The organism is Amycolatopsis vastitatis, assembly GCF_002234595.1.
GTDB lineage: Bacteria > Actinomycetota > Actinomycetes > Mycobacteriales > Pseudonocardiaceae > Amycolatopsis > Amycolatopsis vastitatis.
The window spans coordinates 1-18,981 of the sequence record NZ_NMUL01000085.1 but is presented as its reverse complement, the minus strand read 5'-3'; the positions used below and the strand labels follow the sequence as shown (position 1 = coordinate 18,981).

At 65.7% G+C, this 18,981-nt stretch carries 15 protein-coding genes and 1 pseudogene; 9 read left to right on the top strand and 7 right to left on the bottom strand.

Translation table 11 applies throughout. The features are described 5' to 3' along the window. The first annotated feature begins 31 nt into the window (after nt 1-31). Complete coding sequence (locus tag CF165_RS48120; protein ID WP_143268896.1) at nt 32-1,291, top strand: cytochrome P450; 1,260 nt, start codon at nt 32-34, stop codon at nt 1,289-1,291. Between the two features lie 12 nt (nt 1,292-1,303). Beyond that, nucleotides 1,304-2,077 (top strand): FkbM family methyltransferase, encoded by a 774-nt coding sequence (locus CF165_RS48115; protein ID WP_093954301.1) that lies wholly within the window; start codon nt 1,304-1,306, stop codon nt 2,075-2,077. Nucleotides 2,078-2,096: 19 nt separating this feature from the next. Here the strand turns inward: CF165_RS48115 and CF165_RS48110 are convergent, their stop codons facing one another. After that, a complete protein-coding gene (locus CF165_RS48110) occupies nt 2,097-3,338 on the bottom strand; it encodes an MFS transporter (RefSeq protein ID WP_093954300.1) in 1,242 nt (413 codons plus the stop codon). A 203-nt stretch (nt 3,339-3,541) separates the two neighbouring features. Then, nucleotides 3,542-4,477: a LysR family transcriptional regulator gene (locus CF165_RS48105; protein ID WP_093954299.1), complete on the bottom strand. Its 936-nt coding sequence runs from the start codon at nt 4,475-4,477 to the stop codon at nt 3,542-3,544. A 71-nt stretch (nt 4,478-4,548) separates the two neighbouring features. Between CF165_RS48105 and CF165_RS48100 the strand changes: the two genes are divergently transcribed. From CF165_RS48100 to CF165_RS48090, 3 genes and pseudogenes are all read left to right on the top strand, one after another. Then, complete coding sequence (locus tag CF165_RS48100; protein ID WP_093954298.1) at nt 4,549-5,763, top strand: MFS transporter; 1,215 nt, start codon at nt 4,549-4,551, stop codon at nt 5,761-5,763. A 47-nt stretch (nt 5,764-5,810) separates the two neighbouring features. Continuing rightward, complete coding sequence (locus CF165_RS48095) at nt 5,811-6,722, top strand: sulfotransferase domain-containing protein (protein WP_158226964.1); 912 nt, start codon at nt 5,811-5,813, stop codon at nt 6,720-6,722. A 123-nt stretch (nt 6,723-6,845) separates the two neighbouring features. Then, a pseudogene (locus tag CF165_RS48090) lies at nt 6,846-7,031 on the top strand (helix-turn-helix domain-containing protein); the annotation flags it as partial. Nucleotides 7,032-7,057: 26 nt separating this feature from the next. Here CF165_RS48090 and CF165_RS48085 read toward each other — a convergent pair. The 5 genes from CF165_RS48085 to CF165_RS48065 all read right to left on the bottom strand — a co-directional run bounded on the left by CF165_RS48085 (nt 7,058) and on the right by CF165_RS48065 (nt 13,857). Continuing rightward, nucleotides 7,058-7,834, bottom strand: a complete 777-nt coding sequence (locus tag CF165_RS48085; protein WP_093954296.1) for an alpha/beta fold hydrolase — start codon at nt 7,832-7,834, stop codon at nt 7,058-7,060. Next, nucleotides 7,827-10,988, bottom strand: coding sequence for an amino acid adenylation domain-containing protein (locus CF165_RS48080; protein ID WP_093954295.1), 3,162 nt, complete (start codon nt 10,986-10,988; stop codon nt 7,827-7,829). Before CF165_RS48080 ends, CF165_RS48085 begins: the two co-directional genes overlap by 8 nt. 19 nt (nt 10,989-11,007) lie before the next feature. Beyond that, a complete protein-coding gene (locus CF165_RS48075) occupies nt 11,008-11,991 on the bottom strand; it encodes an L-histidine N(alpha)-methyltransferase (RefSeq protein ID WP_093954294.1) in 984 nt (327 codons plus the stop codon). A gap of 103 nt (nt 11,992-12,094) precedes the next feature. Continuing rightward, entirely contained in the window at nt 12,095-13,027 is a 933-nt protein-coding gene (locus CF165_RS48070) for a ParB/RepB/Spo0J family partition protein (RefSeq protein WP_093954293.1), read from the bottom strand. Nucleotides 13,028-13,395: 368 nt separating this feature from the next. Continuing rightward, nucleotides 13,396-13,857, bottom strand: a complete 462-nt coding sequence (locus tag CF165_RS48065; protein WP_093954292.1) for an RrF2 family transcriptional regulator — start codon at nt 13,855-13,857, stop codon at nt 13,396-13,398. 109 nt (nt 13,858-13,966) lie between these two features. Between CF165_RS48065 and CF165_RS48060 the strand changes: the two genes are divergently transcribed. The 4 genes from CF165_RS48060 to CF165_RS48045 all read left to right on the top strand — a co-directional run bounded on the left by CF165_RS48060 (nt 13,967) and on the right by CF165_RS48045 (nt 18,884). Then, the gene (locus CF165_RS48060; protein ID WP_205661225.1) at nt 13,967-16,573 is read left to right on the top strand and encodes an FAD/NAD(P)-binding protein; all 2,607 of its coding nucleotides are present in this window, start codon (nt 13,967-13,969) and stop codon (nt 16,571-16,573) included. Nucleotides 16,574-16,648: 75 nt separating this feature from the next. Beyond that, the gene (locus tag CF165_RS54185; RefSeq protein ID WP_439098560.1) at nt 16,649-16,948 is read left to right on the top strand and encodes an elongation factor 1-alpha C-terminal domain-related protein; all 300 of its coding nucleotides are present in this window, start codon (nt 16,649-16,651) and stop codon (nt 16,946-16,948) included. Beyond that, a complete protein-coding gene (cysC, locus tag CF165_RS48055; RefSeq protein ID WP_093954291.1) occupies nt 16,903-17,553 on the top strand; it encodes an adenylyl-sulfate kinase in 651 nt (216 codons plus the stop codon). The genes CF165_RS54185 and cysC overlap by 46 nt, the downstream gene beginning before the upstream one ends. 839 nt (nt 17,554-18,392) lie before the next feature. Next, on the top strand, nt 18,393-18,884 hold the full coding sequence (locus CF165_RS48045; RefSeq protein ID WP_240522188.1) for an integrase core domain-containing protein: 492 nt from the start codon (nt 18,393-18,395) through the stop codon (nt 18,882-18,884). Nucleotides 18,885-18,981: the final 97 nt, after the last annotated feature.

The following is an 18,981-nucleotide window of genomic DNA, read 5'->3' as shown; positions in this document are numbered from 1 at the left end:
GTGTCGGAGGCGAAGTCAAGTCGGGGGTATCGTGGAACCGGGAAAAACGGATGATATTCGCAAGTTGGGTGACTCCTCGGCGAGCGCTGCGTTGGATGATTTCGACACACACGACCCGCGTTTCGCTCGCGACCCTTATCCGGCTTACCGTCTGATGCGCAAAGCGTGCCCGATGGCACGGAGCAACGCCTGGGGCGGGTTCTGGGTCGCCGCTCGCTACGCTGATGTCGTCGATGCCGCGCGGAACGAGGTGCTGACCACCGGCTACCCCTTGACGGCCGACACCGTGCAAGGGGTGACGATTCCACCACTGGGGCAAGCGGGCCGGATGGCGCCGTTGGAGATGGACGCCCCGGAGAGCCTCAAGTACAGGCAGCTGATCTGGTCCTTCTACACGGCCGATCGGGTTGCCGCGAGACTCTCGGAATTCCGCGGTCTCGCCTCTTCGTGGCTGGCTGAAACAGCCGGTTCGGGCACGTGCGATGTCGTCGACGTGCTGACTCTGCGGCTGCCCGCCGTAGTAACCCTGCGCGACCTGGGAATACCCGAGACTCGGTGGCGGGACGTCACGGCGATGATCCACCATGCGCTGCTGAGCGCCCCACACGATCTGGACGGAGCCCGCTACGGCGTCCAGATGGCGTGTCTCGAGATCTTGGAGGCGATGGACGTGGCACGGTCGGGCAAGGGGGCCGGCCCGCTGATGGCCCACCTTCTCGCCGCACGAATCGACGGCGCCCCGGTTGCCGACGAGGACATCGTGTCGATGTCGTACCTGCTGCTGCTGGGCATCGATCCGACGTCCACGCTCACCGCGACCGCATTGTGGCACCTGTCCCAGCAGCCGCGGCTGCGCGCTAAGCTGATCGATGACCCTGGATCGATCTCGGCGGTTGCGGATGAATACCTCCGTTGGGTTTCGCCGGTTCAGAGCACATGCCGGACCGCCGCCGGCGGTACGCATGTAGGTGCGCAAGACCTGCGCGGTGGCGAGCGCGTGCTGCTGAGCTGGGCCTCGGCCAATCGCGACGAGGCGAAATTCGGTTCTCCGGACGAGATAGACCCCGGTCGTGCCACCGGTGAGCACGTGGCATTCGGTCGCGGCGTGCACTACTGTCCTGGTGCCGCACTGGTTCGAGGTCTCTTCGTGGCCATGGTCGAGCAAGTGCTGACGGCGATGCCGTCGTACGAAGTCCTCGACGAGGACGCCGTCGAATGGTTTCCGGATATCACATCTGTCTACGGTGTGTGCCGCTTGCCGGTCAAATTCACCTCATCCGCGGCCGGCTGACGGGGTGGTCGCATGATTGATCACACGGAAGTGCTGGTGTTGCCCGACGGGCGCGAGGTGTTGTGTCCCAGCCGAGACGAAGCTGCGTCGCTCTGGGCAGAGGTGCGTGAGGACCGGTCCTTCTCCTGGGCAATGTCCGCGCTGGGGGAGGCCCCCGTGGTGATCGATGTCGGCGCCCACGTCGGAATATCGTCACTGTACCTCGCGGACCGTTTTCCGCGGGCACACGTGATCGCCTGTGAGCCCGCTTTGCGTACTTTTCGATGTTTGGTCGACAATCTGGCCAAACACCTTCCGGGTGCGGTCGCATTGAAGCGGGCACTCGGTGCACGTGAAGAAATGCGACGGCTTGCTGTTCACCCGCTCATGACGGCGCACTCGACTTTGTATTCGGATGACATCGACGAGCGCGGCAACCTGGACTGTCTTCTTCGGAATCTGGAAGTTGAGCCGTCGAGTCGCGATGACATTCGAGGTCTGTGGAGTATTCGTGAGTATGAAGAAGTCTCCGTGTCGACACTCGAGTCGGTGCTGGGCGGATTCGATCTCAAGGTGGTCGATTTGGTGAAGATCGACGTGGAGAGGGGGGAGATGTCCGTTCTTGATGGAATTTCCGATAAGGCTTGGAGTGCGATCAAGTGTCTACTCGTCGACGTGCATGACATTCACGGCCGAGTTGAAGAAGTTGCACGACGCCTGTCCGACCGAGGGTATGGGATCGATATCAGTCAGGCTCGCGCATTCGTTGGCAGTAGTGTCTACAGCGTATTTGCATCGCTTCCTTGAACGCCGTCCCGCTTGATTATCACTTCACGCTGCTCGCCGTTGACTGTTTCTCGAGTTTTTCTTCCGGCCAGGTGAGGGTCCGGACGCTGGGTAGCGTCAACACTCCGATTGTGGAGATCACCACCCAGCCGGCACCGATGATGAGCGTGGAGCGCGTGCCGAGTAGTTCGACTGCCGGGCCTGCAAGCGCATATCCGACAGGTGCGAAGATGGTGGTGACGAGCAGCTCGAACGAGTTCACCCGTGATAGGAGCTCGCCCGAAACGTTGCGCTGCACCGTGGTCAGCCAGGTCGCCTCGAACAGAGTGGCTTGCAGGCCTCCGAGGGATGCGGCAATGCAGATGACGAAAAGTGGCGCCGGTATTGCCAGGGCGAGTAGTTGTGGGGCGATGAGGAAAACGGCGCAGAAGGCGGCAATGAGCGGTCGAGCTGGGCGAATTCGCGTGGCAAGCAGGCCTCCGGCGATGGCGCCGAGTGCAAAGCAGATGGCCACCGCGGCCCATGCGGGGGCGCCGCCAAATTGCTTGTCCGCAACCAGTGGGCCGAGCACGAAGAAAGGGGCAAGCGCGACAAGGTTCAGGAGTCCGATATGCAATACTGCGGCGACAATCCACTTCTTTGACGAGAATTCGTGCCAGCCGTCCCGGAGGTCGGCGAAGATCGTCGTTGGTTGTCGACCGTGTTCGGATCGCGGCTTCTTGAGCAGTGAAATCGCGATCGAGCTTATGAGGAATGTTCCGGCGTCGATGGCGAAAGCGATCCCGGGGCCGGTGGTGGCGACCAGGGCGCCGGATGCTGCCAATGCACCGATCCCGGTTGCGTTCCTCAAGAGACCCAGGAGCGAGTTTGCCTGCTGTAGTGATTCGTTGGGGGTTATCTCTGGAATTATTCCCATGGAAGCTGGGTTGAAGAACGCGGTGGCGATTCCGCTGATCGCCTGAAGGATGGCGAGTGCAAGTATCGTGCACTCGCCAGTGAGGATCAAAATTGCCGTAATCGCCTGGATCGCCATGCGTGCCAGGTCGGCACTCAGCATCACGGTCTTGCGGTTGAATCGGTCTGCGAGGACTCCGCCGAAAAGGGAAAAGACGGCAAGGAGCCCGCGTGATGCGAACAGCACCATTCCGAGTGCGACCGGCGACTTGGTTATCTGCAGGACGGCGAATGCCAATGCTATCGATATCAATGCGTCTCCAAAGAAGGAGAACGCCTGTCCGATCAGTAGCTTGTTGAACTGAGTTCCACGTAAGCTGCCCTGCATGTCCCTCCCCGTCCCGAACTGTGCGTATGCCCCAGGTGTGAGCTCCCGCCTTTCTACCCTACCGGAAGGGTATCGGCCCCGCGGCGTGGACGTTCGGTAACGGGGGAGATTCTGTGTCACTCGTTTGAGGCATTCCGATGCTCGGCGGGGTTTCTCCCTTTGAGAAGCTGCGGCTTCAAGTCCGGCCGCCGTTGATCGGGTCGTCAGGTGTGCGCGGGCCGGTATCCGGCTTGCAGCTCTTCGGTGGCGTAGCGCCTGAGTTCTGTGACGAGTTTTGTGACTGGTGCCGGGGCGTCCTCGCGGTGCACGCCGACGAGTTCGCGGGCGCCGGGGTCCGTGATGGCTTTGCTGATTCGTACATTCGGGGATGGGTTCTGCTGGAGTGCCAGGGTGGGGATGATCGTTGCGCCGACCCCGTTCGCAACGAGGGCGAGCAGCGTCGGTGCCGATCCGGCGCCGATGTCGTGCGCGTCGAGCTCGATGCTGTGTTCGCGGCAGAGCCGTTCCAGGTGCCTCCGGGTCGCCAGGCGGAACGATGTCGTGATCCACGGGCGCGCGAGCAGCATCTTCAAGTCGAGGTCGGCGGGCCAGGTTCGGGGCACGATGATTTCGAGTGGATCGCGCATGACAGCGACTTCCACGAGGTTGAGCGGGCGTTCGGAGCTGTCTTCGGCGCCGTGTTCGGTGAGGAGCAGGTCCAAGTCGCCGTCGGCGAGCATGCGTTCGCCCTCGGCGGCTGAAACCTCGTAGACGCGCGGGTCGATCGTCGGGTCACCGGCCGCCATGCGCATCGCGACCGGAACTGCGAGTTCACTCAATGCGACGGAGAAGCCGCCGATCCGGAGCGGCGCGGCGGGGCTGTCGCGGAGCCGGGCGATGCCCCGTTCGGCCACCGTCAGCGCCTGGGCGATGCCGTCTGCGTAGTCGGCGAGGGCGTTGCCCGCCGGCGTGAGCCGGATCGTGCGTCCGCCGCCGCGATGGTCCCGGTCGACGAGTGCGAGGCCGGCTTCGTTCTCGAGTTTGGTGATGTGCTGCGAGACGCCGGAGGGAGTCAGATGAAGTGCGCGTGCTGCCGCGAGCACGCTGCCGGTGTGCTGGACGGCTCGTAGGAGCAGGAGCCTGCGTGGATCGAGTGGCATTCAGTAATTCTACCGCATAAGAGTACAACACCTAACTTTTCATGATGTCAGGTAGGCTGGATAGTGGCTCCGTGGCACTCATCGGGGATCGGTCTGACGTCGCAACGCGCCTTGTGCGCTACGTCGCGGCTGCGGCGGCCGCACGCGTTCCCGACGCGGGCGCATCTGTCGGTTTGGTCCTGCTGGTCGCCGCGTCGGGTCGTGGTGGAATCGACGCGGGCCTGTTCACCATCTGCCTCACTCTGCCGCACCTCGTCGGGCCGGTTCTTGCGCGCCGGCTGGACCGGGGTGGCGACGGACGGCCGTTCATCGCGGCTTGTTGCGTCGGCTACGGCGCTGCGCTTGCGGCCGCGGCGTTGTCCATCGGCCGGGTTCCGCTTGCTGTTTCCCTCGGGTTCGTCGTGGTGGCGGGTGTCTGCGGCCCCGTCTTGACGGCGGGGTTGAGCAGTCAACTGAGTCTGATGGTTCCCCGGGAAACGTCCATTCAGCGCCGCGCCCAAGGCCTGGACGCGCTCACCTACGGGGTTGCTGGAAGTGCGGGTCCGGCCATTGTCGCGAGCATCGCGACCACGAGCACGCCTCTGATCGCCGTACTGGCACTCTCCGGTAGCGCCGTGGTCGCCGGAGTATTGATGAAGATGCTGCCCACGGTCGCCGGAGAGGGCGGCCCATCGTCCGGGGCGGCACTGGGGATACGACAGGTTCTCGCACATGTCGTACGCACAGGTGGACTTCGTCGGGCAATGGTGGCCATGATGATGATTTCCTTCGTCGTGGGTTCGCTGGCGATCCTCGCCGTGGGCCGGGGAACCCAGCTGCGCGGCGACGCCGGGAGCGGGGCAGTGCTCGTGGCGGTTTACGGAGTGGGCAGCCTCGCCGGATCGGTCTTCACGAGCGTCGTGCCGTTCAGGGGAGAACCGGATCGAAACACAATCCTTTACGCGGGGTGCACCGGGGTTGCTTTCATCGTCTGTGGTGTGGTGCCGAACTTCGGTGTGGTGTCGATCATGTTTGCGTTGGCCGGATTCCTCAGTGGACCGTTCTTCGTGGCCACGCTGGCTGCCCGGACCACATACTCGCCGGTCAAGGGCAGGGCACAGGTTTTTGTTGCCATGGGTGCTTTGAAAATCACCTTGTCGGCCGCAGGCGCGGCGGTTGCCGGTGCCATCGGTTTCGACAATGCCGGTATCGCCTTGGCGATCGGCGGCGCCGCCATCGTCCTGGTGAGCGTGGCCCTCGTTCTCGACAGGTTCCATCGACCCGCTGTTCTGCTGGGAACTCCGTGAGATGAGGCCGGTCGATAAATGTGGCCGTTCATGAGACGATTCAGTTTGTGACCGAACTGAAACGCTACCGGAATCTCGTTTCCGACAGTGCGCGCTGGGCCGGATTTCGTTACCGTGACGACGACATCGTGATCTGTACGCCCCCCAAGAGCGGGACCACTTGGATGCAGACACTGTGTGCGATGTTGGTGCTGGACACCATCGAGTTCGACCGGCCCTTGACGCAGATCTCACCCTATCTCGACATGCAGACCGCCGCCGTCGAAGACACGCTCGCCGCGTTGGAGGCACAACGCCACCGCCGGATCATCAAGACTCACACCCCCCTCGACGGAATCCCGCTCGAACCCCGCGCCACCTATGTCTGTGTGGCACGAGACCCCCGCGACGTTGCCATCTCCATGGACAATCACGTCGCCAATTCGGACGATGAAGCCTTTCTGAAGGCCCGGTCCGCGGCAGTGGGGTCCGACGGCGTGACGGAATTCGACCAGCCCGCCCTGTCGTCGGCCGATCCCGCCGAACGCTTCTGGGCATGGGCCGAAGGTGACGCCGGCGGGGCGCAGTTCACCTTGGTCGACGTCATGACACAGCTGCAGACGGTGTGGGACCACCGCACGGACCCCAATTTCGCGCTGTTCCACTACAGCGATCTCCTGGCCGATCTCCCCGGTCAGCTCCGGCGGCTCGCCGGCATCCTCGGGATCGACGTCACCGACGAGCGGATCGCCGAGTACTCGGCCGCCGGAACGTTCTCCGCAATGAAACGTCGTGCGGACAAACTCACGCCGCACGTCGAAAACGGCATCTGGCACGACCACCGGAACTTCTTCCACGCCGGCACCAGCGGTCAGTGGCGGGACCTGCTCGACGACGCCGGGCTGCGCCGCTACCGCGATCGAGTGGCGCAACTCGTCGGCCCCGAGCTGGCCGCATGGGCGCACGACGGGGTCCTCTAGGTGTGATGTTCGGGGAGGTTGTCCCGGGTTGGGGACGGTGACGGCCTGTCGTGGTGACAGGTGAAGGCCTCCGGTTGTGAAGTGAAGCCGTCGAGGAACCACGTCACCTGTCCGGAGGCCTTCGTGTCCCACCCTAACGCCGCCCCGACTCCACGAACCCGGCTTCGGCTGACCCGGCTGATCGTCGAGCAGGGCTGGACCTACGCCGAAGCGGCAAAGATGTTCATGGTCGCGGCCAGGACCGCCCGCAAGTGGGCCAACCGTTACCGCACCGAAGGCGTGGCCGGGGATGACCGACCGCAGCGTCCCTGGACATCACATCTAGGCGTCCGGGTCTACCGAGTAGTTTCGATCAATCGGGCGAAAAGCTCGGGGTGTGTTACGTGCGCGCTGTGGCCCGCACCGGGCAGCTCCACGAACACACCACGATCCAGCAGCAAGGCCAGACGGCGCGCAACCTCGATGTGGTGCGGTTGCGATTCGCTCCCCGCGCCGACGACGACCCGCAGTCCGGCCAGTCGATCGAGGTCGAAATAGATCTCGGCGAGGGACGGATCTCCCATCTCGGCCAGCAGCGAGCGGCCGTTGGCCTCCAGCTCCCCGGGGCGCTGTTGATCCGGACCAGGAGGACGCCCGGTAACGGCAGTGAACATGGCAGTCGCCACAGCGGCCGGCCCCTGTGGCGTCGCCTCCCTGACCACCCGTTCCCAGGGCGCCTCGACGGGCCACCAAGGCAGCCACCGGACGGGCGGCTCGTAGGCGACCACCGCGCGCACCGAGGCCGGACGGCGTGCCGCCGCGCACAGCGCGATGATCCCGCCGAAGCTGTGTGCGGCCAGGACCGGTGGTTCGGCGGCGGACTCGAGCACCGAGAGCAGGTCCTGCACATGGTCGTTCAACTGGATGGTGCCGCCGCCGGATGAACGCGAGCGCCCCCACCCGCGACGATCGTAGGTCACCGCCCGTCGATCGGTCAGCTGCCGCAGCACCGGGCCGAAGCTGGCCGACCGGTCCATGGTGCCGTGCACAAGAACCACTTCCGGCTGATTCGACGCTGACTCGTGGTGGACTCGAACGGCGGGAGCGGCCTTGCCCGTTCCGGGATCAGTCATCGGCCCGTCCCCGGTCGACTAGCGACGCGACCCCCACTGGGGTCGGCTCGAGGAGGAAGTCGTTCGTCTCCACTGCGACATGGAACTTCTCCTCGATTTGGCCGAGCAACGTCGCGGTGGACAAGGAGTCTCCGCCGAGGGAAAAGAAGTCGGACTCGGTCCGCACCTCCGCCTGCGGGATGTCGAGTGCGAACGCGAACAGCTTCGCTGCGCGCCATACGGTGGTTGTCCGTTCCCGCTCCTCGCACGATCCGGTCTGCTCGGGCAGCGGCAGCAACCGCGTCTCGGGCATCGGTTCCAGGGGTGACGCCGCGGGCGGAACAGCAAGCGCATCTGTCCCGCGGCGATCCGTTTTACCTGCGCCATCTCGCGGCAGTTCAGGCACTATCGTGATGGACTGCGGCGTCATCCCGCTGTGAAGCAGCTGCGCGAGCCGGGCTCGTACGGTCGGCTCGTCGACGGTCGTGCTGGCGACGGTCGCGTGAAGCGCACCGCCGACCATGCGGACCATCGCCGAGCGCACGCCTTCGACCGTGCTGAGCAACGCCTCCACCTCATCCAGTTCCACGCGCTGTCCCCGGATCTTGACCTGACGATCTCGCCGGCCCACGAACTCCAGTTCTCCGGAGGGAAGCCAGCGGCAAATGTCGCCGGTGCGATAAAGCAGCCGCCCCGGTTCGGGGCCGAATCTGTCGGGCAGGAACCGCTCCTCCATCAGCTCGGGCCGCCCCAGGTAGCGGCCGAGTCCGAAACCTCCGATACAGAGCTCTCCGCTTGTGCCTACCGGTACCGGTTCGCCGGACTCGTCAAGGACGTGAACGCGTTTGTTCGCCACCGGCCGCCCGATCGGATAGCCGGCCTCGTCGGTGCACTCGTGCCAGGTTGTCCAGACCGCGGCCTCGGCCGGACCGTACAGATTGAGGAAGCGCCGCCCGGCTCGGCGCCAGCGACTGACCACCGATGGCGGCAGGACCTCGCCCGCGGCGGCCGCGACGCGAAGTGCAGGCAGATCATCCACCGGAAGCGCGTCCCAAACACTCGGGGTCAGTGTCATCACCGTGACGGCGGTTCGGGCGGCGAGCCGGACCAGGCCGGGTCCGGGGGCGAGCTCCGCGAGCGGGGCGACAACCAGCGTCGCGCCGCTCATCAGGGCAAGGGAAAGGTCCCAGATGCAGCCGTCGAAGTTCAGGGAGAAGAACTGCAGGACTCGGTCCGCCGAGTGCAGTCGCACGACCTGTCTCTGCGCGACATGCAGGTTCACCAAGCCGTCATGGGTTATGGCGATCGCTTTCGGCCGTCCGGTGGTCCCGCTGGTGCACACCACGTACGCGGCGTCGCCTGGCCCGACCCCGGATTGAGGCGCACGCTCGGCGGTGCCGTCGGGAATGCCCAGCACGGTACGTCGTCCATCGGTTTCCCACCGAGCCGTCTCGGCGTCGCGCGGGGCAGTGTCGGCCAGCACCCAGCGCGCGCCTGCGTCGTCGAGCGTCATGCGGACCCGCTCGGCCGGTGCGGTGGTCTCGAAGAGCAGGAAGGCCGCTCCGGCTTTCGCGACGGCCAGGACAGCGATGACCAGGTCGACCGAGCGTTCCATCCCGATGCCCACCACCGTGCCGGGCTCGATGCCGAGGCTCCGCAGGTGGTGGGCGACGGCATTGGCCCGCCGGTCGATGTCTCCATAGGTGTACTGCCGCCCGGCGGATGTCAGCACGGCGATCTGATCGGGAGAGTGCGCGGCATGCCGTTCGACGTGCTCGTGCCAGCACCGCAGTGGTCCGAGCGGTGTGGCGGTGTGGTTCCAGTCGCTCGGTGCCGGCAGCGCCGAATCCGGTTTGCTGCCCGGAAACGCCGGCTCCTGTGTCGGAGGATCCGCCGGGCGGAACGAAACGATGACGGGGCACCGGACCCGGCACCGCGTATTGGGGTGCCCACTCCACGCTTCGTCGACGTCCTCGTTCACCTCGTAGTCCGGGTATCGGTCGAGGAAGCCGAGAATCGCCTTCTGGGCCAGTCGCTCGGCATAGGGCGCACCGATGCAGTAGTGCCGGCCCGCGCTGAAGCCCAGGTGTTTGTTGCTCCGGCGTTCGATGTCCAGTTTGCGCGGTTCCGCAAAGCGCGTCGGATCGAGGTTCGCCGCGGCCACGTGGACCAGCACGGTCTGGCCCGCCGACAGCTGCTTTCCGCCGACGACGGTGTCTTCGGTGACTCGACGCGCGAGGTACTGGCTCGAGCCGTCCAATCGCATGAACTCGTCGACCGCGCTGTCGATCAACGAGCGGTCAGCGATCAGCTTGTCCCGTTGACCGGGATGCCGAGCCAGCAGGACCAGGCCGGTGGAAACGAGGTGGGAAAGAGTCTGGTACCCGCCGCCGACCAGCAACACGCCGTTCGCCGCGACGATGTCCAGCCGCCGGTCCACGTCGGCCGCGGAGGCGGCCGCCGCGCACATTCCCGTTGCCATGTGCCCGAGCAGGTCGCGCGGTTCTGATTCGTCCATGCGGGTGGACACCTCAGCGCGGAGGGCGGTGAGCGCCTGCTCGAGCACCGGGATCACTCCGGTGTCGCGGACGTCCGGCAGGCTCGACAAGCTTCCCAGCAGGGTGCCGTAGGCGTCGGCCCATGCCGTCAGCTCATCCTGGCGATCACCCAGCCCCAGGAGCTCGCCCCCGAGCGCCACCGACATTCGACCCGCGAACTCGGAGACGAGGTCGACTTGACCCGTCTCGGGCAGCCGGTTCAGCGCCGACTCGACGATGCGTCCCAGGAGCCCGTCGTGGGCACGCACCCGGGCCCGGGTGAAGTAGTCGTGCATGAGCCCGCGGAGTTCGGTGTGCTCCGGAGGGTCGGAGAACAGCGCTTGATCTGTGACCATCTGCAGCATCCGCTGGCCGCCTCGCGGGCCCCGGCGGGCCCGCTCTTCGCGGGGCGCTCCCCGTACCGAGGAGAACGTCCGGTGCCTGGTGAGTATCTGGACCGCTTCCTCGTAGCCGGTGCAGACCCACATGCGGCCGACTTCGTCGTAGAAAACGGAGTCCAGCTCGGCCAGGGCGTCAACGTACCTCGTGGGATCGGCCAGGACGTCCGGCCGGGCGAAGTTGTGGACACCGTGCCGGGCTCGGTCGTAGCGGTCGGTGCGTAAGCGCGCGGTCGTCACTGGGTGCTGCCTTCCTTCATCAGAGCGGCTTGCGCGCCAACAACAGTGAATGCAGGTGCTCGTCGTCGACCCACTCGCGCGTGATCTCGAATCCTGCTGTACTCAGCTCGGTGGCCATTGCTCCGGAGCCGAACTTCGCGGACACGTCGGTCTGGAACCACTCGCCCTTCGCGAACGAGGTCCGCAGCTCCAGACCGCGCACGTGTACGTCCATCGGCCGGCTGGCCTCGAGAAACACTTCGATACGCCCCTCGGCGTCGTTCCACCGTGCAACGTGTTCGAAGGCTTCCGGATCGAAGTCGGCATCCAGACGAGTGTTGAGCATGCGCAGGATGTTGCGGTTGAACTCGGTGCACAACCCCGAACTGTCGGCGTAGGCGGCCTCCATACGCGGGATGTCGGTGATCAGGTGGGAACCGAGCAAAAAGTAATCGCCAGGGCGGAGTCCGGCGCGCAATGAGCCGAAGAAATGTTCGCGCTCCGGCGGGGTGAGGTTGCCCACGGTGCCGCCGAGGAAAAGCAACATCCGTCGATCGCCACCGAGTTCGCATGCCGACTCGAGATCACTGTTGAAATCCGCGACCAAACCGTGGATCGCCATGTTCGGGTACCGGTTGGACAACGCTGTCAATGCCTGCCGAAGTGCGGATATCGAGACGTCCAGCGGGATGAAGTGTTCGACGTCGCCGTACTCTTTCGAGTATGCATCGAAGATGATCTGAGTTTTCTCCGAGAGGCCGGAGCCGAGTTCGATGAGAGTGTCAACAGTTGCGAGGCCGGCGAGTTCGGGCGCGATCGACTGCAGCAGTGCGCGCTCGGTCCGGTAGGAGAAGTACTCCGGCGTCTCGTTGATGAGTTCGTAGAGCTCGCTTCCCCGTGAGTCCCAGCGCCACCGTGGGTGAATTCGTTTGGGAGTGCTGGTCAGGGCAGTCGTGACGTCCGTGTGGAGTGCGCGCAGAATGTCGTCCTCGGTGAGGCGGACTTCCAATAGTGGAATAGGCATGATGAGGCCCTTTCGTCAGAAACCACGTGAAGTGAGTCTGCCGTCATCGGGAGTGCTATCGAGCACTCGGAGCCTTCAATTATCGTAGCCGGTTCGTTACTCGTCAATCCAAAGTCCGGCCGCGGTTTTCCAGTTGCTCGGCGAACCGCTGCCAATCCAGCGCGTATTGGGCGGCCGCTCGCGCCACTGCTTCGACGCAGTGCATCGGCACCCCGTCGATGAGCTTTTCCCGATCGGTGGCGATGACGATGTTGGTGTCGAGCAGCCGGAGCACCATTCGTCCGGTCTCGTTGTGCCGCAACGATGGATCATTTCGCAGCAGGCGCAGGCTGGCCGGCAGCTGACCGCTCACCTTTTGGTTCTCGTCCTGGCGAGCCGGGCTCTCGGCGACCGGATCCGTTCCGGCCGTACCCGCCGATCGGGACGGTACAGGGCTGAGGCCGCTCCGCAAGCGATCTCGGACGTCCCGCGCCGTCGTTTCCGAGATCCCGGCAGACTCGGCGATCTCGTGCACCGGCATGTCGGGGCAGTCCGCGATGGCCGCCGCCGCACGCAGCCGTCCGGCGGCGGCGTCGTCAGGCCGGATCCGCCCGTCCTGGCCGACCCGGCACGTCAAGTGCGGAAGTTCCGCACTTGCCCGTCGCCGGATGGCGCCGATCGTTTTGTCGGAGAGTCCGGAAACTGCCGCTATGGCGCGGTTGGACCAGTTCGGGTGGGTGCGTAGAATCCGTTCCGCGGCCGAGTTGCGATCCGCTCGTGTCAGCGGCAGGCCGTGCACGACATTGAGCCTGACGGCCAGCAGGAACGCGTCGTCCTCGGAGCCGTTGAAGTACCGGACTGTGATCTGCCGCTCGTTGCGCAACAATGCCGCGCGCAGGCGGTGGGCACCGTCGATCACTCTCATCGTGGCGCGGTGAACGAGGATCGGTGGGAGAGCGGCGGACGTTCCGGCCAACGTCCGGACGTGCTCAGGATCCTCGCCGCCGGTGCGTGGCGTGTCGGCGACGACCAGTTGCGCGATGCTGACGACCTCCATGGGGAGCTCGTCGACCTCCAAATCAGCCCCGGGTCCGCCTAGTCGTCGTGCATGCGTGGTGCACGTCGTGGCGCGGTCCCCAAAGTGTTCCCCCTGGATTGAATTCGCCCCCCTCGCCAGACGTCCCTCCGGCTGTTGTGAACAGTTCGGGACAGTCAAGGTGCACAGAAAACCAGGTCGCTACAAATACGATTGGACCATGTGGGTTTGTTGCTGAATAGTAGTTGGAGTTTAACATCCCGACGACGAGCTATGTCAACCCTGAACCGGTGGCGGACCTGCTGCGCTGTCGTCCATTTGATGCCATTTGACACCATTTGATGAACGGTTGCGCACAACCGGACGGCGATGCTCGGCGAGTGCGGTGGTCACGGGTGGCGACGGTCCTCGCGGTACCTGGAAGCCAGTTCGGTGACCGCGGCAGGCAGATCGTTGGCGACGACGTCGGCGAGTGTCGTCTTCTCGAAGACGTCACGCAGGCTCGTCCGGGTGGCCATCCACAGCTCCAGCAGGGGCCCTGCAGGGCCGGTATAGTGCAGGTCCGATAGGCCTTGATCGCGCACGGTCAGCATCGGGCCGTCGATGGCACGGAAGATGTCTGCGATGCTGATCGCGGTGGCGGGCCGGGCAAGTGTGTAGCCGCCATCCGGGCCGCGCACGCTGTGGACGAGCCGGGCGCGTTTGAGGTCTGTCAACACCGCGTGCAGGAATTTGTGCGGGATGCCCTGCTTGTCCGCGAGCTGTGCCGCCGTCGCCGAGCCGTCATCCTCGTCCGCGGCGAGTTGCACGCAAGCGCGGATGGCGTACTCGACTTTCGCTGTCACTCGCATGTCTCAATCATCCTCGCCGACAGAAACTTTCCTCATCAAGGCACTGGAGCTACCATCGCCGGAATAGTCGATAAAGTCTACCGATTTAGTAGATTATCGGGGGGTTCGAATGGAGCACAGCGCACCACGGATAGCGATTGTCGGCGCAGGGGCCTCGGGCACGCTCACCGCGATCCGGCTGTTGACAGAGGCGACGAAGCCGATCGAAGTCCTGCTCATCGACCCCGCCGAAGACGTGGGCCGCGGTGTCGCCTACTCGACCGGCTGTGCCGATCACCTGCTCAACGTCCCGGCGGGCAAGCTGGATGCGCTGGACGGCGATCCGGGCCACTTCGCCCGCTGGGCCGGCGCCGCGACCGGCGACTACCTGCCGCGCACACTGTTCGGCCGCTACCTCGGCGAAGCCCTCACCACTGCGGTGCGTAGTTCCAGGTCTGCCCGGCTGCGGCGCGTACGAGATCGCGTCGTCGGCGTCCGGGTGCCGAACGGTGTCGAGCTGACCCTGTCGTCGGGCAATGTGCTGCGGGCAGACGCCGCGGTGCTCGCGCTCGGGGTTTTCCCTCCCAGTTGCGACTGGGCGCCGGAAGGCTTGCGCTCCTCTCCACGGTTCGTCCGTGACCCGTGGGCGCCGGGCGCTCTCGACCGCGTTCCGGGTGACACTGACGTACTGCTCGTCGGTACTGGGCTGACCATGGCGGACATGGCGCTCGCACTCGACCGGCCCGACCGGGCGATCACCGCCGTGTCGCGGCACGGTCTGCTTCCGCGGCGCCACGTGGCAACACCCGCTCCCGCAGTCCGGCTGGCCGGGCTGAACGGCCGCGACGGGCTGAACAGCCTGCATCGCACGGTGACCGGACATATCCGAGCGTGCCTGCGAGACGGACGCGGCTGGCGCGCCGCAGTCGACAGCCTGCGCCCGCACACGGCAGCCACCTGGCGAAATCTTCCGCGCGCAGATCAGGAACGGTTCCTCAGCACCTACCTGCGGTACTGGGACGTGCGTCGGCACCGGATGCCGCCCGCGGTCGCCGACCGGCTGCGGGACGTCCGAGCCGCCGGGCGGCTGCGGATTCGCCGAGCGGAAGTCCTCGACGCCGTCGCCGAGGAGGACGGGATCGATGTGACGTTCACTGACGGCCGACGCCTGCGGGTCGGCGCGGTGGTGAACTGCACTGGTCCGCGGACGAGCTTGCGAGACGTGCGTGACCCCCTGCTCGAGTCCCTGCTGAACAGCGCATTGGCCGTGCCGGGCCCGCACGGATTCGGCCTCGGCACAGGCGAAGACGGCAGGCTGTCCAATCATCCACTATGGACTCTTGGATCGTTGCGCATCGGGGAACTGTGGGAGACAACGGCGATCCCGGAGATCCGGGAGCAGGCCGGGCTGCTCGCCGCGGAAATTCTATCCTTTGTGGACATGCGGAGGCGGCCTCGGCCGCGCGACCGGTACGGTCTGGCGCTGAGTACCGGAGCGGAAGCCGCTGAGGCGTTCAACGAGGGCCTCGACCGCGTGTTACTGGGGCGCGACGGCGCCATCGAACGGATGACCGCGGCGACCGAAGCCGACCCCGGCTTCGGACTCGCCCATGCGGCGATCGCGCTTCTGGAGTACGAGTCGGATGCAGGTGTCCGGCTGGGACAGAGGTTGCGGTTCGCGCTCGACGCCGTTCGCGGTGACGAACGGGAACGAGCATTCGTCGCGGCGGTGGCCGAGCGGATCGCTTGTCCTTCGACGCGAGGCGCGGCGCTGTTGAAGTACATCGGGGAGTTCCCGAGGGACGCTCTCGCGATCAGTGTCGCGGTGCCGACCATCGCCTTCGGCGGGCTGACGCACAGCGAACAGTCGTGGGCCCTGATCGAGCGGCTGGGCCGGACGTTCGGCGGTGATTGGTGGTACCGCGGCCAGCTGGCGTTCGTCCGGCAGGAACAGGGACGCTGGGACGAGGCCGAGTCGCTGGCCGCGGCCGCCTTGGCCGAGCAGCCGGCGTCCGGGCACGCGGTGCACGCCCGCACGCACGTTCTCTACGAGAACGGAATGCACCGGGAAGGACTGACATGGCTCGACGGCTGGATCCGGGACTGGTCCGGCGAAGCCACCGGCCGGGCACATTTCGCATGGCACGCCGCACTGCACGAGCTGATGCTGGGTGACGGCGCGGCGGTACTCAGCCGGTATGCACGTCAGCTGGCCCCCGGCCGGGTCACCGGTCCACGTGCCCTGGTCGATTCGGGATCGCTCATCTGGCGGTGCGCCATCACCCGGCGGTGGACGGTCGGGCACGCTCGGCGCGTGCTCGACGTTGCGCCGCCGGACTGGCTGACGCGGCCGCCAACGTCGTTCGCGGCTCTGCACGCGGCGGTGGCACTGGCCGCGGCCCACGACGTCGACGCGCTGCGGCGTCTACGGCGCTACGCGGCGGTGCACGAGTCCGTCACCTACCGGCGGGCGATCGCCCCGGCGTGCGCGGGTATGGTCGCGGTGCTCGAACAGCGGTGGGCGACGGCGATTTCCGAGCTGGAATCGGCGTGTTCGGCCCTCGGCGCGGTGGGCGGCAGCCTGGCGCAACGCGAAGTCGTCGAGGAAACCCTGCTCTACGCCCTGATTTCGGCCGAGCGCGCGGAGGAAGCCGCCCGGCTCCTCTCGGCGAGGCTCGATCGTCGCCCCAGTCCGCTCGACCGCGACCGCCTGATGGAGCTGCCGCGATGCCGGTGAACCGGCCCAACCCCGACTTCCGCGGCTACAGGGTCCTGATCGCAGGCGGAACGATCCGCCACGGCGAACGGGTACGTGCACTGCCAAGCGGTCGCGAGTCCCGGGTCACCCGGGTCACCCGGTTCTTCCGGCCGTCCGAGGACTGGAATCGGTACGTCCACCGTCCCCGGCACGGTGACGGCGATCCGGCACGCGGTGGAGCTCGATACCCACGAGCGCCTCCCGGCGGACACGCCGGGCTCCAACGATCTGGGGGAATGTGAAATAGCGACGCATCGAACGGTGGCGTTCGAGGCGTACGAAGCGAACCGTGACACCGGAGGTTCCTCGTGCTGGAACGATTCGACCACGACGGCCCGGCCGCCGGGCTGGTGAACAGGGGCGGGCCTGCGCCGGCGGACGTCCTGTGGCAGGTGCTGGAGGTCGACAAAAGGCTGAGGAGGACGCGCAATGGCCACTCTCCTGGCGTCGTATGGTTCACGGGGCTTTCGGGCGCGGGCAAGTCGACCGTCGCGAACCTGCTCGAACAGCGCCTCCACGCGTCGGGCAAGCACACGTACCTGCTCGACGGGGACAACGTCCGGCTTGGCCTGAACCGGGACCTGGGCTTCAGCGACGACGACAGGAGCGAGAACATCCGCAGGGTGGCCGAGGTCGCCAAGCTGATGGTGGACGCGGGCCTGGTGGTGCTGGTGTCGTTCATCTCGCCGTTTCGCTCCGATCGGGCGCTTTCCCGAGGCTTGCTGGAGCCCGGCGAGTTCTGTGAGGTCTTCGTTGACACGCCACTGGAGGTGGCGGAGGAAAGGGATCCGAAGGGTCTCTACCGGAAGGCTCGCGCCGGCCTGCTCCCGGACTTCACGGGTATTGGCTCCCCGTACGAGCCGCCGGAAGACTCGGAGGTCCACATCGACACCACTCGGCTCAGCCCGGCCGAAGCCGTGGAAGTGATCCTTGGCCGGCTGCGCCATATGGGCTGGTGATTCCCGGCCGGGTGCGAACCCTGGTCCAGCCTCTGGTGTGTTTGTCTCGTTTGGGCGTAATAAGAGTTACGGCGACTATGTGACTTCTTCGCCAGGCTGGTTACTGCGGGATGAATTCCCCCGCTTGGTCTATTCCTTTCGTAGCCTCATCGGTACGGGTGATCTTCGGGTCGTCGGGGGCCTGTGGGGTTCCAGAAGTCGGTTCACGGATCCGACCTGCGGCGATGGGGGGCGTTCGGTGGGTGGGACATGATCGGCTGCCATGGCGTTGCGCCTGCTCTATCTGATCTTCCTCCCGCTGGTGGGTCTGCTGGTGTTGCTTGGGCGCTCGTCCGAGTCGAAGGACGTCGAGTTGCTGGTGCTCCGCCACGAGGTCGCCGTGCTGCGCAGAAGCAACCCGAAACCTCGCCTTGACTGGCCCGACCGGGCTGTTTTCGCGGCGTTGGTCCGCCTGTTGCCCAAGACGTTGCGAACACACCGGCTGGTTACCCCTGGCACGCTCCTGCGCTGGCACCGTCGACTGGTATCCGCGAAGTGGACCTATCCACACCGGCACGGGCGTCCGCCCGTCGACGAGGCGATCACCGGGCTGATCGAACGGATGGCCAGGAAGAACCACCGTTGGGGCTACAAGAGGATTCAGGGTGAGCTGCTTAAGCTCGGACACCGGGTCGGTGCCTCGACGATCCGGCGGATCCTGAAGCGGGCACGCATACCTCCCGCGCCCGACCCGGCACACCGACACGACCTGGCGGCAGTTCCTGCGCACACAGGCCTCGACGATGCTGGCCTGCGACTTCTTCCACGTCGACTGTGCGCTCACCCTCAGAAGAATTTACGTGTTCTTCGTGCTGGAGGTCGGCAGCCGCTACGTCCATATCCTGGGCACGACAACAAACCCGGACGGCAGGTGGACCACCCAGCAGATCCGCAACCTCGTGATGGATCTCGGCGATCGAGTCGACAACTTCAGGGTTCTCATCCGCGAGCGGGCTGGCCAGTTCATGACCTCGTGTGACGCGGTCCTGGCTGACGTGGGCATCGAGACGGTAAAGATCCCTCCGCGTTGTCCGCGAGCGAACTGCTATGCCGAGCGGTTTGTACTCACAGCCAGAACCGAGCTCACCGACCGCATGTTAATCCTGGGCGAGCGGCATCTGCGCGCCGTGCCCGCCGAGTACGTCCGGCACTACAACGGACGGCGGCCGCATCGTTCCCGCGGGCTTCGCCCACCACGGCCGAACCACGCCGTGGCAGACCTAAGCTCGCAGCGGATCAAGCGACAGCAGGTGCTCGGAGGCTTGATCAACGAGTACGAACGGGCAGCGTAAAACTACTGGTCAGAACCGGTGACAGGGTTATGGAACCCCAAAGGTGCGTGCCGGTGACCATTCCTTCGTCGTCACGCACGAAGGACCTCGTGCGGCC

Bases quoted from the DNA above. Each gene is read 5' to 3' on its own strand.
- CF165_RS48115 (WP_093954301.1), top strand. From the start codon at position 1,304: ATGATTGATCACACGGAAGTGCTGGTGTTGCCCGACGGGCGCGAGGTG.
- CF165_RS48110 (WP_093954300.1), bottom strand. From the start codon at position 3,338: ATGCAGGGCAGCTTACGTGGAACTCAGTTCAACAAGCTACTGATCGGA.
- CF165_RS48105 (WP_093954299.1), bottom strand. From the start codon at position 4,477: ATGCCACTCGATCCACGCAGGCTCCTGCTCCTACGAGCCGTCCAGCAC.
- CF165_RS48085 (WP_093954296.1), bottom strand. From the start codon at position 7,834: ATGACTGATCCCGGAACGGGCAAGGCCGCTCCCGCCGTTCGAGTCCAC.
- CF165_RS48075 (WP_093954294.1), bottom strand. From the start codon at position 11,991: ATGCCTATTCCACTATTGGAAGTCCGCCTCACCGAGGACGACATTCTG.
- CF165_RS48070 (WP_093954293.1), bottom strand. From the start codon at position 13,027: ATGGAGGTCGTCAGCATCGCGCAACTGGTCGTCGCCGACACGCCACGC.
- CF165_RS48065 (WP_093954292.1), bottom strand. From the start codon at position 13,857: ATGCGAGTGACAGCGAAAGTCGAGTACGCCATCCGCGCTTGCGTGCAA.
- CF165_RS48060 (WP_205661225.1), top strand. From the start codon at position 13,967: ATGGAGCACAGCGCACCACGGATAGCGATTGTCGGCGCAGGGGCCTCG.